At 65.9% G+C, this 15,360-nt stretch carries 14 protein-coding genes; 4 read left to right on the top strand and 10 right to left on the bottom strand.

Annotation, left to right across the window (positions count from 1 at the left end; translation table 11 throughout):
• Window positions 1–2 precede the first annotated feature (2 nt).
• The 3 genes from AAGA11_11235 to AAGA11_11245 all read right to left on the bottom strand — a co-directional run bounded on the left by AAGA11_11235 (window position 3) and on the right by AAGA11_11245 (window position 2,650).
• Complete coding sequence (locus AAGA11_11235) at window positions 3–239, bottom strand: Lrp/AsnC ligand binding domain-containing protein (GenBank protein ID MEM9603428.1); 237 nt, start codon at window positions 237–239, stop codon at window positions 3–5.
• 280 nt (window positions 240–519) lie between these two features.
• The gene (gene kynU, locus AAGA11_11240; protein ID MEM9603429.1) at window positions 520–1,713 is read right to left on the bottom strand and encodes a kynureninase; all 1,194 of its coding nucleotides are present in this window, start codon (window positions 1,711–1,713) and stop codon (window positions 520–522) included.
• Between the two features lie 64 nt (window positions 1,714–1,777).
• A complete protein-coding gene (locus AAGA11_11245; GenBank protein MEM9603430.1) occupies window positions 1,778–2,650 on the bottom strand; it encodes a 1-aminocyclopropane-1-carboxylate deaminase in 873 nt (290 codons plus the stop codon).
• 64 nt (window positions 2,651–2,714) lie between these two features.
• Here AAGA11_11245 and lptE point away from each other — a divergent pair, with 64 nt between their 5' ends.
• Complete coding sequence (gene lptE / locus AAGA11_11250; protein ID MEM9603431.1) at window positions 2,715–3,215, top strand: LPS assembly lipoprotein LptE; 501 nt, start codon at window positions 2,715–2,717, stop codon at window positions 3,213–3,215.
• A gap of 29 nt (window positions 3,216–3,244) precedes the next feature.
• On the opposite strand, the gene AAGA11_11255 is transcribed toward lptE, so the two are convergent.
• The 5 genes from AAGA11_11255 to AAGA11_11275 form a co-directional block, all read right to left on the bottom strand.
• Window positions 3,245–4,504 (bottom strand): cytochrome P450, encoded by a 1,260-nt coding sequence (locus AAGA11_11255; GenBank protein MEM9603432.1) that lies wholly within the window; start codon window positions 4,502–4,504, stop codon window positions 3,245–3,247.
• 18 nt (window positions 4,505–4,522) lie between these two features.
• Window positions 4,523–6,730, bottom strand: coding sequence for a di-heme-cytochrome C peroxidase (locus AAGA11_11260; GenBank protein MEM9603433.1), 2,208 nt, complete (start codon window positions 6,728–6,730; stop codon window positions 4,523–4,525).
• 193 nt (window positions 6,731–6,923) lie between these two features.
• A complete protein-coding gene (locus tag AAGA11_11265; GenBank protein MEM9603434.1) occupies window positions 6,924–8,060 on the bottom strand; it encodes a sodium ion-translocating decarboxylase subunit beta in 1,137 nt (378 codons plus the stop codon).
• Complete coding sequence (gene oadA, locus AAGA11_11270) at window positions 8,057–9,865, bottom strand: sodium-extruding oxaloacetate decarboxylase subunit alpha (GenBank protein MEM9603435.1); 1,809 nt, start codon at window positions 9,863–9,865, stop codon at window positions 8,057–8,059. Before oadA ends, AAGA11_11265 begins: the two co-directional genes overlap by 4 nt.
• A 30-nt stretch (window positions 9,866–9,895) precedes the next feature.
• Window positions 9,896–10,153, bottom strand: a complete 258-nt coding sequence (locus AAGA11_11275) for an OadG family protein (protein ID MEM9603436.1) — start codon at window positions 10,151–10,153, stop codon at window positions 9,896–9,898.
• Between the two features lie 309 nt (window positions 10,154–10,462).
• Between AAGA11_11275 and AAGA11_11280 the strand changes: the two genes are divergently transcribed.
• The gene (locus AAGA11_11280; GenBank protein MEM9603437.1) at window positions 10,463–11,668 is read left to right on the top strand and encodes a GNAT family N-acetyltransferase; all 1,206 of its coding nucleotides are present in this window, start codon (window positions 10,463–10,465) and stop codon (window positions 11,666–11,668) included.
• 48 nt (window positions 11,669–11,716) lie between these two features.
• Entirely contained in the window at window positions 11,717–13,210 is a 1,494-nt protein-coding gene (locus tag AAGA11_11285) for an oligosaccharide flippase family protein (GenBank protein ID MEM9603438.1), read from the top strand.
• A 28-nt stretch (window positions 13,211–13,238) separates the two neighbouring features.
• On the opposite strand, the gene AAGA11_11290 is transcribed toward AAGA11_11285, so the two are convergent.
• Together AAGA11_11290 and AAGA11_11295 are read right to left on the bottom strand one after the other, a co-directional pair.
• Window positions 13,239–14,207, bottom strand: a complete 969-nt coding sequence (locus AAGA11_11290; GenBank protein MEM9603439.1) for a hypothetical protein — start codon at window positions 14,205–14,207, stop codon at window positions 13,239–13,241.
• A 174-nt stretch (window positions 14,208–14,381) separates the two neighbouring features.
• A complete protein-coding gene (locus tag AAGA11_11295; protein ID MEM9603440.1) occupies window positions 14,382–15,137 on the bottom strand; it encodes a phytanoyl-CoA dioxygenase family protein in 756 nt (251 codons plus the stop codon).
• Between the two features lie 105 nt (window positions 15,138–15,242).
• On the opposite strand from AAGA11_11295, the gene AAGA11_11300 reads away from it, so the two are divergent.
• Window positions 15,243–15,360: leucine zipper domain-containing protein (locus tag AAGA11_11300; protein ID MEM9603441.1), on the top strand; the 118-nt coding region annotated here is incomplete at its 3' end.

A 15,360-nucleotide genomic window follows, 5' to 3' on the forward strand; every position in this document is an offset into this window, starting at 1 on the left:
GCTCAGAACGCCTTGAAGGTCAGCGTTGTGAGCGAATCCTTGATGCCGTCCAGCGTCAGGATGCGCTCGTTGATGAACCGCCCCACGTCTACACCGTCGTCGATGTAGACCTTCATGAGCAGGTCCCACTCCCCGCTCGTGGAATAGAGTTCCGACGCAATCTCCTGCGCGTACAGCTCGTCGGCAACCGTGTAGGTCTTGCCCGGAAAACAGCGAAGTTGAACGAAAACGCAGGTCATGGTGCAACAGCCCGATCGGTGGGAACGCTCCGCGACAGTGTACCGCGCCGTGCGGCTTTCTGCTCTCGGCTCACATCGCCGTGCCCATGTGCCGAAGTTCCGGGAAGTCTTCCACCTCGAGCATCAGCTCGAGGCACGAGACACCGCACGTACCGCGACGGAAGTCACAGCATGTCGTCGTGCGCGTCGAGCACCGGGTCAAGGCACAGGTCGTCGCCGTAGGGCATCCGTGCCCGGAAATCGGTTTCGGCGCCGTCACGCGACGGCGCGCGGGGGCCGCTCATGTGACCGTCGCACGCCGTTGGTAGACCGCTTGATCCCAGGCCCGGCTCGCCATCACCTCGGCCAGCACATCGCAGGCGCGGTCGACATCCGCCAAACCGAGGTAGAGCGGTGTGAAGCCAAACCGCAGCAGATCGGGCGCGCGGAAATCCCCGATCACGCCCCGATCGATCAGGGCCTGCATCACGGCGTACCCGTCGGCAAAGGCAAAGGACACCTGTGAGCCCCGCTCGCTGGCGGCCCGGGGAGACGCGAGCGTCAGCATCGGGCACTCGGCTTCGACCCGCGCGATTAAATGCTCGGAGAGCGCAATCGACTGCGCGCGCACATCCTCGAGATCCACGCCTTCCCACACATCAAGCGCCGCATTCAAGGCCGCCATCGCGAGCACCGGTGGCGTGCCGACCCGCATGCGTTCGACGCCGGCAGCCGGGCGGTAACCGGGCTCGAAGGCAAAGGGCGCGTCGTGCCCGAGCCACCCGGGCAGGGCCGGGTCCAACGCGTCGGACAGGCTTCTCTCGACGTAGATGAACGCCGGCGCGCCCGGCCCGGCGTTGAGGTACTTGTAGGTGCAGCCCACCGCGAAGTCGACACCCAGGTCACCGACGGATAACGGCAACGCGCCAGCCGAGTGCGCGAGGTCCCAGACCACCAGCGCACCGGCGTCGTGCGCGCGCTGTGTGATCGAGGCCATGTCGTGCACGCGTCCGGTGCGGTAGTCGACGTGCGTCAGCATCACCACCGCCACCGACTCGTCGATGGCATCCGACACCGCGTCGGGCGCAACCGTCTTCAGCGTGTGACCTCGGTCGATGGTGTTGATCAACCCGTCGACCATGTAGAGGTCGGTGGGGAAGTTTCCGGTGTCGGACAGCACGGTCTTGCGCGACGGGCGCAGCTGCAACGCCGCCGCCACCGCCTGGTGGACCTTGATTGACAGGGTGTCGCCGACGGTCGTCTGCCCGGGGGGCGCCCCGATCAGGCGTGCGATGCGGTCGCCGACCGCGGCCGGCTGCGCCATCCAACCCGCTCGGTTCCAGGCCGTGATCAGCATGTCACCCCACTCGTTGCGCACGGTCTGCTCGAGGGCGCTCAGCACGCCGTTCGGCAACGGCCCGAGTGAATTTCCATCGAGGTACACCGTCCCACCTGGCAGGTCGAAACAGGCGCGGGTTCGCGCGAAATCGGTCATGGGACTCTCCGGTCGGACACCGCCGTATGGTAGTGGATTCGCTCCGGCGGGCGGCAGGTCAGCATCAGAATCGGAGGTTGGCCACCGCCGCGGCCAACGCGGGCTGTCGCGCCAGCGCACCGCGCTCGGCGAGCCCGCGCCAACCCTGCACACCCCCGGTGTGCACCAGGTGCAGCTGCGCGCGGCCAGCGCGAGCGCACCAATGCGCCGCCTTGCCGGTGTACAGCGGGTCGAACAGCACGCCGGTCTCAGCGTAGGTGCGGGCCAGGAAATCGAGCAGCGGTGCGTCGACCTTGCCATAACCACCACGCGCCGCGTCGACCGTCTCGACCACGCCATCGCCGAGCTTCGCAGCACGGGTCTCCCCCATCGCGCCGACAACATTCGCCGCAATCAGGGCCACCGCTGCCGACAGACCGCCGCGAAGGCCGGTCACGGTGGCCCCGGTGCCCATCGGCACGACCAGGGTCCGGCAATCGGCAAGCTGCAGCCCCGCAGCCAGGCGGCGACACGCGGCGACACCGACCGGGTCGTTCCCCCCTTCGGGAATCAGCACGTGGTCGGGGTACGTGCGCGCAAGCCAGTTGGCAAAGGCCGCCGACTCACGGCGTGCGTAGGTGGCGCGGTCGACGCGCTGAATCCGCATGCTCCAGCGCGCCGCATCGCGCAGCGTTGGGTTGTCGAGGTCGGCGTGCAGACCACGCACGATACCCACCGTGCGCAGACCGAGGCGCTGGCCGGCCGCCGCGAGGGCGTGCAGGTGATTCGAGTAGGCGCCGCCGAGGGACACAACCGCGTCCGCGCCGGTTGCCATCACCGCAGCCAGACGGGCTTGCAGTTTGGGCCCCTTGTTGCCCGATTGACCGGAATAGCAGCGGTCAAGGCGGTGGACCGTGAGGCAGGCGCCGCCGGGCAGCACGATACGCTCACGGGGCACCGTGGGCGGTCGATCGGGCCGCACCGGACTGCTAAGCTCCGGTGACTTTGTCCTGTCTGGTGCCATGAAAGCGACTGTCATTCTGCTGTTCTGCCTGCTGTTGGGCGGCTGCGGGTACCACCTGCTGGTGCCCACCGCGACGCCCGAGCCGATTCACGTGACGGTGCGTGACAGCGGTGCGCCGCGGCTCGCGGCGACCTTGCGGCAGCGTCTGCAGCTCCACGGCCTGATGCGCGCCGACGCCACGGCGCGGCGCACGGTCACGGTGCGCGCCGAATCCACCGACCAGCGCCTGTTGGCCATCGACAGTGCCGGCCGCGCCGCAGAATACCGCGAGGAACACGCGGTGCAAGCCCGCGCGCACTGGACGGGCGAGCAGCCGGGCGACTGGCGGGACTACAGCGCGATCCGGGACTACGCCTACGACGCGTCTGTGGTGCTCGGCAAGGACCAGGAGAGGCAACTGATACTCGAGGAGATGCGGGTCGAACTCGCCGACCGCATCATCGAAAACCTCGTGTACGACGCCGTGCACGCCGTGCAGCGCTCGGCCGAGGACGGCTGACCCACGCGTCGGCGAGCGCAGTTGCGTCGCTAGGCGTCAACCTGGATGCGGTAGTGCTCCGGGAACGGACCACCGGCCTGGTCAATCTCACCGACCGGCCGCGCGTTGTGCAAGCGCAAAACGGCTCGTACCATCTCGGGCCATTGCACCGTGCTGATGTGGTCACCCAGACAACGGTGGTGGCCGTAGCCCAGGTGCAGGTAGTGGTGGTCGGGCCGGTCGGAGATGAACGCCGAGGGCAACTCGAGTTGCCGGCCATCGCGCATCGCTGAACGCGTGCACACCAACACAGTGGCGCCCCGCTTGACGCGCCGCCGCCGCAGGCTGCCCCGCGCAATGACGACGTCGCTGTCGCACACGCGCACCACCAACGGGTTGATCGGGTCGAAGCGCAGCGCCTCACGGCAAAGCTGGTACAGCCGTTGGTGGTCCGCCTCGGAGTCACCGTCGCCGTTGGCCACCTCGCGCGCCATCGCCAACGGCCGCGGTTGGCGAAAGAGCTGGTTGAGTGTCTGAACGACGGCCGCCGATGTGGTCTCGATGCCGCCGACCAGCGTGCCCATGAGGTTGGACAGGATCCGCCCTTCGTCGAACTCGACGGCGTCGTCGAACTGGATGCGCAGCAGGCGCGCGAGGATGTGATCGGGCGTGTCGCCGCGCGCCAGTGCCGCTCGGCACTCGGGAATCAGAACACGCTCGAGCCGTTCACGCATTTCCTTGCCGGCCTGCAGATTGCGCTCGTGCACCGCGCGTTTGGTGTCCAGGTTTTTCTCGAAGCCGTTGTGAAACATGTCGTGTTGCGTTGCGCGCGACCAGCGAAGGATGTCGTCGAGCGACTCGGCGCGCAGCCCGAAATAGTCCTGCGTCAGCATCGCCGGCACACGCCGCGAAAGTTGCGGTACGAGGTCGATCTGACCGTGTTGCATCGACGCAAGCGCCGCTTCGGCGTTCTGGCGTGTGGCGCTGCGGATGCCGGCGAGGTCCGAACGCCGTATGACAGCGCGCATGATGCCTTTGTCGCGTTCGTTCAACTCCGTGCCATCACGCGCGAGCATGAAGGGGCCGACCGAGTCGTCCATCATCGGTGCATAACCCACCCGGAACACGGTAGGGTTGTCCAACACCTCCTTGACGTCACGGTACCGCGTGACCACGGTGATCGCGCGCCCCGGTATCGGCAGGTTCGGGATGGTGTTGCGCAGGAGGAAGAACACCGTGTCTGCGTGCTTGCGCAGGAAATTGGCCAGGCGGTTCGCGTCTGCAGGTGCGTGGGCTGCTGCGTGTGTCATGTCCCTGTACCCCGCGTCTCACAGTGTCTTCAGATACGCGATCAGGGCCCGCCGATCTGCTTCCGACAACGCCGGCCCGATCACACCGCCCTGCGGCGCGTAGGGGTTGTCCGCGTCGAAGGTATCCGAAAATTCGTGCCCCCGGTTGCTGTTGCCGGGCAAGCTCGTGTCGAGCACGAAACGCCCGTCTCGGTCGTAGTGGCGTTCTGTGTCCGGCAGCCTGGCAGGTTGCCGGATGCCCAGTTTTTCCGTGTCCAGTTCGGGTGACCCGAGCACCACGCGGGTCGGTCGAGCCTCCGCCGGTCCCAGCAGGTGTTCGATGGTGGGCACCGACCCGTTGTGCAGAAAGGGCGCCGTGGCCCAGACGCCGTTCAAGGGCCGCGCCTTGTATCCTGCGCCCACCTGGTAGCAGTTGGGTCGGTCTGTCCACGCAGCCAGCCGTTGATCTTCGGAGGCCAGTGTGGCTTCAAACGTCGCCTCGATCGCTGCTGTGGTGGCAGCACCGAGTGCGACACCGAACGCGGTCGACGGCGAGTCGCCGATCGCCACGGTTTCGAATCGTGTGCGGTACGGCGGGATGCCGGACAGCTTGTCGTAGGGCCCCGCGCGGTCGTACTTCACCGCGACGCACAGTGACGCGTCCATCCCGAGCGCCGGTTGCGCCGGTCGCGCCCCGCGGGCCAGCTGATCAGCCGTGTTCAGCATGCGCCCCTCGAGCAGGGACGATTGCAGGGGATCGGTGCCGACTTGGGCGAGCGAGATGGTCTTGAGCCTGAGCAACGTGTTCTCGTAGGTCTGCCGCTCACCGTCGGCGTCGGTCCACTTGAACGGACGCCACTGGTAGGGCGTCTTGCCCTTGTCGTTGGTCGCGGCCCAGAACGCGTCGGTGTTCATCGCCGGGTGGTGGCAGGACGCACAGCGTTGCTCGTACAGCAGCCGTCCCGCTTCGACATCGTCCGGATCGGGCGCGCCGAATTGCGCATTGCGCCACTTTGGCGCCCACAGACCACCGGGTTCCTCACGCGTGAAGCGCTCGCCTTTGAGCGCGTTTTCGATCCAGGCGAGTTTGTCCATCGGGATGCCGGTCGCGAGGCGATGATCACCGGGAGCCGCATCGACATCCATGGCTGCACCGACACCCAGCGCTTCACCGGCGTTGCGCACCAGCGGGTTCATGATCGAGCCGTCGTACTGCACCCAATCAAACCAGCTCGCCGTCCAGATGTGCGGGTAGCTGACGGGTGCGTTGATCGGTGCGTAGTTCTCCGCACGTTGCATGTTGCGCGCGAAGACCCGGTTACCGATGCGCGAGAGCGCATCGAGGCGCCCGGCGCCCTCGACCACGTCAAAACGGTGTTGAAACTGCTTGAGCACCTTCACGGCACTGACCATATCCGCGCGCAAGGCCTCGCGCGTGCCAGGTGAGTCCTGTTCGCCAAGCACGTTGCTCGCAAAGGTGTCGAACCGTCCGTTGAACACCGGCAGCTTCGAGGACAGCACGGTTTGCCCGATCGCCGCAGCCAAGGTCTTGGAGAACACACCGAAATCGGCGTTGCCCGGCCCGCCGTCGATGATGAACTGACTGCCCTCGTGCATCACCGCACCGGTGTGGCAGGCCGCACAGGTCAACCCGATCGCCGTGCGTCGCCCTGGCAGGCCATCCAGCGGTTGGTCCTTCGACAAACTGAAGCCGATTGGCACCGGCGGGTCCAACACGCGACGGGGGGTGCCGTCGAGCGCGACTGCGCGGTACGACGGCATCGTGTCGGGGTCACAGTTGGCGGCCTCGGGCAGCGGCTCGCCGTTGTGACGACGCCAATTGGCGTAGCTGCCAGCGCTGCAATCGGTGTGATCGACGAGGAAGCCGAAGCGCTGCAGGTAGTCGGGGTCGGCAAACAGGTCGTCAGATGACGTCAGCGTGCCCAACGCCCAGGCAGACGGTTGCTCGAGTGCTGCAAACCACCGGTAGGGGATTGGCAAGGTGCGGCTGCCCTGGGACACATGGTGGAATTGGTCACGCGTCTCGGCGTCCCAGCCCTGCTCGAGGTACTGCTGAGACTCGACGCGAGGGGCCTTGGGCAGGTTGGGCGCGCGCAGGGCATCGAGCAACGCGTGGGTCGAGTCGGCCAGCAGCTTGCCGACGACCCACAGCACCACGAGCAGCAGCACCAGGTTGCGCAACCGCGTCCAGCGCGCCTCCCACCGGGCCTCTTGAAACGTGGTCATGCGCACTCCTTGTCGTATCCGCCAGCGTGTCGAAACAGCTGAGGGATCGATAGCCTACTTACAAAAAGCCCATCAGCTGGCAACTCAAGCATATCCGCCGGACCGGCGGATCGGAATGCTTAAAGTGAATCAATTACAGGCCCCACCCGCCGCACGCAGACCCGTGTACAGCAGACGACACGCCCCGAACGGGTCAGCCGCCGAGCACGGCGAGCAGGATACCGGCGGCCACCGCCGACCCGATCACGCCTGCGACGTTGGGACCCATGGCGTGCATCAACAGGAAGTTCTGTGAGTTGGCTTCGAGGCCCACTTTGTTGGCGACCCGCGCGGCCATCGGCACCGCCGAGACTCCCGCCGCACCGATCAGCGGATTGACAGGATCGGCACTGAGGCGGTTCATCAGTTTGGCCATCAAGACTCCGGCGGCCGTGCCCACCGAAAAAGCCACGGCGCCGAGCGCCAGGATACCGAGCGTTTCAACGCTCAGGAATTGGTCAGCCGAGAGCTTGGACCCGACAGCCAGCCCGAGAAAGATGGTCACGATGTTGATGATTTCATTTTGCGCGGCCTTGTTCAGCCGGTCGACCACCCCACAGACCCGCAGGAGGTTGCCGAAGCAGAGCATGCCGATCAGCGGTGTCGCGTCCGGCAGCAGCAGGGCCGAAAGCGCGAGCACCAACAGTGGGAACGCGACCTGTTCACGCACACTGACCTGACGGAGCTGCGTCATCGGCAAGGCGCGTTCGCGCTCGGTCGTCAACGCCCGCATGATCGGCGGCTGGATGATCGGCACAAGGGCCATGTACGAATAGGCCGCCACCGCAATCGCGCCGAGCAGCTCGGGCGCGAGCCGCGCGCTGACGAAGATGGCCGTGGGCCCGTCTGCGCCACCGATGATCGCTATTGCCGCGGCCTGCTCGATCGTGAAATCAAAGCCCGGCACCGCGTTGAGCGCGACGGCACCGAGCAGGGTCGCGAAAATCCCGAACTGCGCCGCAGCACCGAGAATCAGCATGCTCGGTCGTGCAATCAAGGCGGAGAAATCGGTCAAGGCACCGACCCCCATGAAGATGAGCAAGGGAAACACGCCGGTCTCGAGGCCCGCGTTGTAGAGCATGCCGAGCAGACCGTCCGGGCCGCCGATGCCCGCGACCGGGATGTTGCTCAGCACGCAGCCGAAGCCGATCGGCACCAGCAGCAGCGGCTCGAACTGCCGCGCTATGGCCAGGTAGAGCAGCCCGCCGCCCACGGCGATCATCGCCAGTTGCGCGACGTCGAAGTTGGCCAAGCCGGTGGATTCCCACAGCAGGATCAGGGCGTCATTCATTCGCGGATTGACACCAGCGCCTGGCCCTGTGCGACTGCGTCGCCCTCGCGCACGGCCACCTGGGTGACAGTGCCGGCCTTGAGCGAGCGGATTTCGGTTTCCATCTTCATCGCTTCGAGCACCACCAGCACGTCGTCCACCGCGACGTGTTGCCCTTCGGCGACCAGCACCTTGAACACGTTGCCGGCCAGCGGCGAGGGCATCACCTCACCCGCCCCACCGGACGGCGCTGCGGTCGCGCTTGCCGCCGGTGTCGGCTGAGACGAAGCCTCGATCGGCGCGATGTAGTGGACGTCGCCACCGCTGCTGACTGACACCTCGTAGGTGTTGCCGTTGACGTTGACGCGGTACATCTCAGGCACATAGTTGCCGTCACTCTGCGTCGGCGTCTCGCTCGGCAACTCGAGCTCCTTGCCAGTCGGCTCGGGCTCGAAGGCATCGGGGTTGCCCCGGTTTTCGAGAAACTTGATGCCGACCTGCGGAAACAGCAAGTGGATCAACGCTTCCTCGTCGATGTGTTCGCCGAGCGCAATACCCTTGACCTGTGCAATGCCCTGCAATTCGCCCGTCAATCGGTCCATTTCGTTCGGCAGCAGGTCCGCCGGGCGCTGCTCGATGACTTCGTGGTCGGCTCCCTCGAGTACCCGGGCCTGCAATGCCGCGTCGACCGGTGCCGGGGTGGCGCCGTACTCGCCGAGCAACACGCCGAGGGTCTCCTTGGTGATCGTCTTGTAGCGCTCGCCGGTCATGACGTTGAGCACCGCCTGCGTGCCGACGATCTGCGACGTTGGCGTCACCAGGGGGACGAATCCGAGGTCCTCGCGCACCCGTGGCACCTCTTCGAGCACTTCGTCCATGCGCTCGCTCATGCCCTGCTCGCGCAGTTGGTTCTCCATGTTGGTCAACATCCCTCCCGGCACCTGCGCCGCGAGGATGCGGGCGTCGACCCCGCGCAATTCGCCCTCGAACTTGGCGTACTTCTTCCGCACCGCACGGAAGTGCTCGGCGATCGGCGCGAGCGAGGCCTGACTGAAACCGGTGTCGTGTTCGGTGCCCTCGAAAATGGCGACAAGCGACTCGGTTGGCGAGTTGCCGTAGGTCATGCTCATCGAGGAGATCGCGCCGTCCGCCATGTCGAGGCCGGCTTCGACGGCCTTGACGATGGCGCTGGTCGACAAGCCGGTGGTGGCGTGCGTGTGCAACGCGATCGGCACCGACACGGTCTCCTTCAGCCGTGACACCAGCTCGTAGGCCACATACGGCGTGATCAGCCCGCTCATGTCCTTGATGCAGATCGAGTGGCAGCCGAGGTCCTCGAGCCGCTTGCCCATGTCGATCCAGGTTTCGATCGTGTGCACCGGGCTGAGGGTGTAGCTCATCGCCCCCTGCGCGTGGGCGCCGTTGGCAATTGCAGCTCGGATCGCCGTTTCGAGGTTGCGCACGTCGTTCAGCGCGTCGAAGATCCGAAACACGTCCATGCCGTTGGCCACGGCCCGCGCCACGAAGCGCTCGACAACGTCGTCGGCGTAGTGCCGGTAGCCCAGCAGGTTCTGCCCGCGCAGCAACATCTGCTGGCGGGTGTTCGGCATCGCGGCCTTGAGCGTGCGCAGCCGTGCCCACGGGTCCTCGCCGAGGTAGCGGATGCAGGCGTCGAAGGTGGCGCCTCCCCAACTCTCAACCGACCAGTAGCCCGCGCGGTCGATGGCCTCGCACACCGGCAACATGTCGGCGATCCGCAATCGGGTTGCAAAAAGGGATTGGTGAGCATCGCGCAACACCAATTCAGTGAGTTTCAAACCAGCCATGGCCGTGTCCGGGAAGCGTGTGTAAAGACGTTAGCGCTTGTCACCGCGGTAGCGGTGCACTGCTGCGATGATGGCCGAGATCAATTCGGGGTCGTCGCTCTCGACCGATTGCGACACCGCCGGGCGCGCGGGGTCCGCGCCGCCTGCCTCGGTGGCTTCGACGGCCGGCGCGGTGGCCAGCAGCCGGCTCATGAGCGAGACCGCGCCAACAAGCAGCCCGAGGAAACCGAACACCGTCCCCATGCCCAGCGCCATCAACAACAGCCCCTGGTCCAGTGTTTCACCCATCCGTTTACACCTCTGGTACCGCAATCCAGCATAATAACGCAAAAATCAGACAAATTCATACGCCACTGGAGCCTCAAAATGCACACTTGAGACTGTTTCACCTGAAATATTTGCGCGCGATTTGCAAATGCGGCAATGCCGCATCCGTCACACCGCCGGCATGCAACGGCGTAGACCGCACCGCGGCCCCACCATCAGCGCAGGGATCACATACACTGAAGGCGCCGCCTGCCCAACCGACCGCAGCGCGTATCAAAACCGTCAGGTCGGCGGGTTAAAGGCAGGCCATCTGCCGGTCGATTTCGGGTCATGAGCTCAGAAAACCCCACCGACATCCGCGTCGAGGTGTGCCGCGCCCACGACGCCTCGCCCGATACCCTGGCCCGGTGGGAGGCGTTGCTGCCGCTGGCGGCCGAAGACAACCTCAATTTCGCGCCGACACCGTTCTACGCGTTGCTCGAGGCCAACGGCGACGACGCGGCGTCGCTCGCACTGCTGTGGCAGGGCGACACGCTGGTGGGCGTCTGGCCCTTCCGGGTCCGCAAGGCCTTCAACCTGCCGGTGCGGCAACTGGCGACCTACTACGATTCCTCGCACATGATGTCGAGCGTGCCGTTGCTCCACGCCGACCACGTCGACGGGGCCGTCGAGGCTTTCCTGAGCTGGGTTCACCGGGATGCCGACGTCGACCTGTTCGGGTTCGACGAGGTCACCGGCAAATCCGGGATCGCCGAGGCCATCGACGCCAGCGCCGCGCGGCTGGGCTACTCGGTCGAACGCTACGCCGCCTACGAGCGCGCCGTGCTGGAGCGCAGCACGGTGTCGTTCGAGACGTACCTGCAGCAAAGCACCAGCGGCAAGCGCCGCAACACGCTCAAACGCAAGCGCAAGAAGATTCAGGCTTTTGGCACCTGGACGGTGCGGTGCTTCAGCCCGTCGTCCACTGCCGTTGACGCGGGCACCACCTCTGTGACCGCGACCGCGGACTGGCAGACGTTGCTTCAGGACCTGATCGACGTGGAAGCGCGCAGCTGGAAAGCGGGGCACGGCTCGGCGATCGCCTGCAACCCGGGCGTAAAGGCGTTCGTCACGGCGCTCTGCGACTACGCAGCGTCGACCGGCCGACTCTACCTGATTGCAGCCTACCTCGATGACAAGCCGGTTGCCGCGCAACTCGGGTTGATCAACGACAACGAAGTCATGATTTACAAGCTCGGCTATGACGATCAGTTCAAGGCGCACTCGCCGGGCCTGCTGCTCACCTACGACATGATCTGCCACGCCATGCAGTGCGAGCCACGGCTCGGCATCGATTCCTGTGGCGACCCCGCCGTCCGGCTGTACGCCGAGACCCTGCAACAGCGGCGCGCGATCTGGAAAGCGCGCTACGGCACCCCGGCCCTGCGCGCGCGCCTCGTGCACGGTGGTATTCGCCTGGCTCGCCTGGGCCTGCACACCGCACGCAACTGGATCGACCGCGACGACGGTGGCCCGCAGCGGCGCGACGCGGCGTGACGGGTTCGGTGCCGCTGCCATGACACAGCCGCCCGGGACGCCAAGGGCATGAGCCCGTTTGTCCGGCACTTTCGCAACTACTTCTCCGCCGGTCTGATCGGCAGTCTGATCGGGATCATCAGCTTCCCGTTGCTGACCCGTTCCCTGACCGTCGAAGAGTACGGCTGGATCGGGCTGGTGACCGCGACGCTCACCGTGTTCATCAGCGTCGGCAAGCTCGGCCTGTCGTCGTCGGTGATCCGCTATTTCAGCGAAGCGCAAGCCGCTGGCGAACGCGCCCTGAGCGATCTGATCAGCAACATCGTCGGCGCGACGCTGGTGTTGTCCGCGCTGTCGCTCGGCCTCTGGCTGCTCTACACGCAATTTGCCGTGCCGCTGCTCAAGGACGGCGAGCACACGGTGCCGCTGTTCACGATCGCCGCAGCGCTCTTGCCGATCGGCGTGGTGTTCAGCATCGCCACCAGCGTGCTCAAGGCCGACCAACGCAGTGCGCGTGTGAGTTCGCTCACGGTGCTCGACAAGCTCGGCCGACTCGCCTTGATTCTCGCCGTGGTCTTCACCCTGGGCGCCACTGCGTCGCGCATCCTCTGGGTTGCCGTGGTGGTCGAGATCACCGTGCTGTGCGTCGCACTCTACTGGTGCCGGCAGTACCTCGTGAACACGCGCCCCACCCTGTCATCACCGACCTTGCGCCCGATGGTGCTCTTCGGTGTGCCGCTGATGGCCAAGGAGCTGGTTGGCGTGCTGCTCGAGACGGGCGACAAGTACATCATCCAGGGCTACCTCGGCGGCGAGGCGCTCGGCCACTACTCCGCGGCGGTCAACGTCACCATGTACCTCGAGTGGGTGCTGCTGCTGGCGTTGGACAACACCATCGTGCCGCAGTACGTGAAGCTCTTCGAAGAGCGTGGCCGGGCGGCGACCCAGCGTTTCCTGAACGCGGCGGCCGAAATCTATTTCATTGTCGGTCTGGGCGTGTTCGCGGTGTTCGGTGCCGCCGCCCCGGCGCTCGTGCTGTTACTGGCCGGGGAACGCTACGCACCGGGCCTGGTGGTGATTCCCTGGCTGACCATCGGCCTGGTGCATTTCGGTGCCCTGACGATCACCGGCGCCGGCGCCTTCGTACTGAAACGGCCCCAACCGCTGCTGGCCTGGACCTGCGTCGCCCTGGTGTTCAACTTCTGCTTCAACCTGCTGACCGTGCCAATCTGGGGTCTGCAGGCCGCGGCGGTCGTGACCTGTCTCGCGTCGATGCTCCAGTTCTTCGGCGTGCAGTGGTCGTTCAGAACCGTGTTTCCCGTGGCGCTGCCATGGGCCGTGATGGCCACCGGGGCGACCGTCGGTGCGGTCATCGTGGTGATCACAGGCGCGATCCACACTGCCCACCCCTTCCTCGACCTGGTCGCGCGCGGCACGGTGGCGTTGCTGAGCTACGTCGCCGCCATGCTCGTGCTCAGTGCACGCACGCGCGCCTGGGTCTCGGTGGCACTCAAACGCCAGGCCTGGGATGACATCCAGCCCGGCGAATCACCCCGCGGCTGACACCGCTCGGCGCAGTGTGGCCACCGCCTCAGGCGGCGCGCGAGAAGGAGGCTGGCCGCATCTTCCCGGTGTTGCGGTAGCCCAGCGGCGCATCGGGGTCGATGGCGAGGTCGGTCACGTAGCTTGCGGCGCGGTCGCGCCGGGCAAACGGACGGACCTTGTTGATCAGGCGGTAGGACACGCGCTTGAGCGACGGGATCACCCCGGTCTCTGCCATGCTGCGGTTCCGGACGCCGAGGTTGCGCAGCAGGAACCGGTTGGCCAGCTGCACGTACTGCCGGCGGTAGATCGCCGGTGCGTAGTAGCTTGTTGTCAGCGACACGTTCATGTCGTCGTTCTCGACGCGGTGTGGCGCGTTGTGCGGCCAGGAGATCACGTCACCGGGCGACAGCGGGTAGGCCTGTCCGATCTCGTCGAAGGCCGGGTCGAACGGCAGATCCTCGTCGATCTCGCCGGCGTAGATGTCTTCGAGCAGCGTCTGCGGCGTCAGCCGGGAGTCGAGCGCCGGGTACACCCAGACCCGCTTGGTGCCCCGCAGGTGCCAGAGCATGTTTGGCTGCGAATCCACGTGGAAGTACACCTGGGCACGCGGCGAACTGATCAGCAGCGTGCTGTAGCCGGGCGAGTGCTCGTGCAGGGACGGACACTGGCTGCCGAGGTGGGCGTACATACCGCCGATCAGACTGGCACACGCCGCGCTGACATCCTCGACGTGGGTCAGGTTGACCCACAGTCGGCCATTGGCAACGGCACGCCAGATCTCGGCACCCGACATCCCGTCGGGGATGTCGACACTCTTCCAGTCTTGTGCCCTGCAGGGGTCCGTCCCCATGGTGAAGGCCTGCAACCAACCCCGCGGGTAGGTGTCGATCAGGTCGGTCAACGCATCGGTGTCGAACGCCGGGTCCTCGTGGTATCGGTGACGACACACGATCGGCTCCGAACCGAAGGCCCGGTATTCATCAGCAGACCACTGGAAGGGACTGTTCTCGCTCATCAGGTGCCTTTCGTTCGGCGCTACAGGGATCGCCCTACAGCTCGAATCGACAGCTTCCCCGATTTCTTGAGGGTGAATCTGCGACCCGCTGCCGACTGCCGTGCCGACGAATGAGACGCCTGCCCCATCTCGGCCCGCTGAGGCCGGCAAGGTGTGCGGCAGTTCAAGAACCGATCAGTCGACCCGAATGCTCGGAAACCGGGACGAGCGCGTGCCCGGTATCGGGTGGTTGTCAGCGCCGTGGTAGGTGAACACGCAGGCCAACTTGGGCGCGTCGGTGGTGTTGCGACCCGCCGCGTGGAAGGTCCGACAATGAAACAGAACGACGTCGCCCGCGGCGAGCTCGCAATCCACTGCCGACTCGATCAACGCGCGGTTTTCCGCCAGGTCCTGGCGCAGAAAGAGTTTCGCGTCGAGGCGCCCCGGGTCAAAAGCCGTCCGGTGGCTGCCGGGGATCATGCGCAGCGCACCGTTGGCAACACGTTCGTCGCCAAGTGCCACCCAGACGCTGATCAACTCCGGCCGGTCGAAGCGCCAGTAGCGGATGTCCTGGTGCCACTGGGTCTCGCTCGAGAAACCCGGCATCTTGGTCATCACGCAGTTGTGGTGGTTCTGCGAAACGAACACGCCGTCGCCTCCGAGCAGCTGCCCGAGCACCGAGACGATGGCGGGGTCGCGTGCCAGTGCGCGGAACACCGCGTCGCGCCCGTAGGCGTGCAACAGCCGACGCGGCGTCTGGCCGCCGACCGCCAGCTGGCTCTCTGGCGAGCCCGGGTACGCGACGTCGGCTTCGAACTCGATCGGCGCGAGCGGCGGGTCGACGCTGTCCTGCACGGTCGCGCGCAGTCTGCCAAGTTGCTCGGCGGACAACACCTGCGGCAGGACCGCAAAACCGTCTCGCTCAAAGGCGTCGCTGAAGTGTTTGTCCATGGCCCTTTCCCTCTCGCCTAGGTGTGATCTTTCAGTAGGTTGTTCATCCGAGCCCCTTGCTCGATGCTGTTGGGTGTCTAGCTCCAACACACCAAAGAGGCCCGGATGAACACCCACAAGAATGCCCGATTGACACCCTTCGGTCGACGGGTTCTGGTCGAGCGCATCCTCTTTCAGGGGATGTCTGTCAAAGACGCTGCAGACGCCTCTGCTGTCTCCACCC

The sequence above is a fragment of the Pseudomonadota bacterium genome, from assembly GCA_039196715.1.
GTDB lineage: Bacteria > Pseudomonadota > Gammaproteobacteria > CALCKW01 > CALCKW01 > CALCKW01.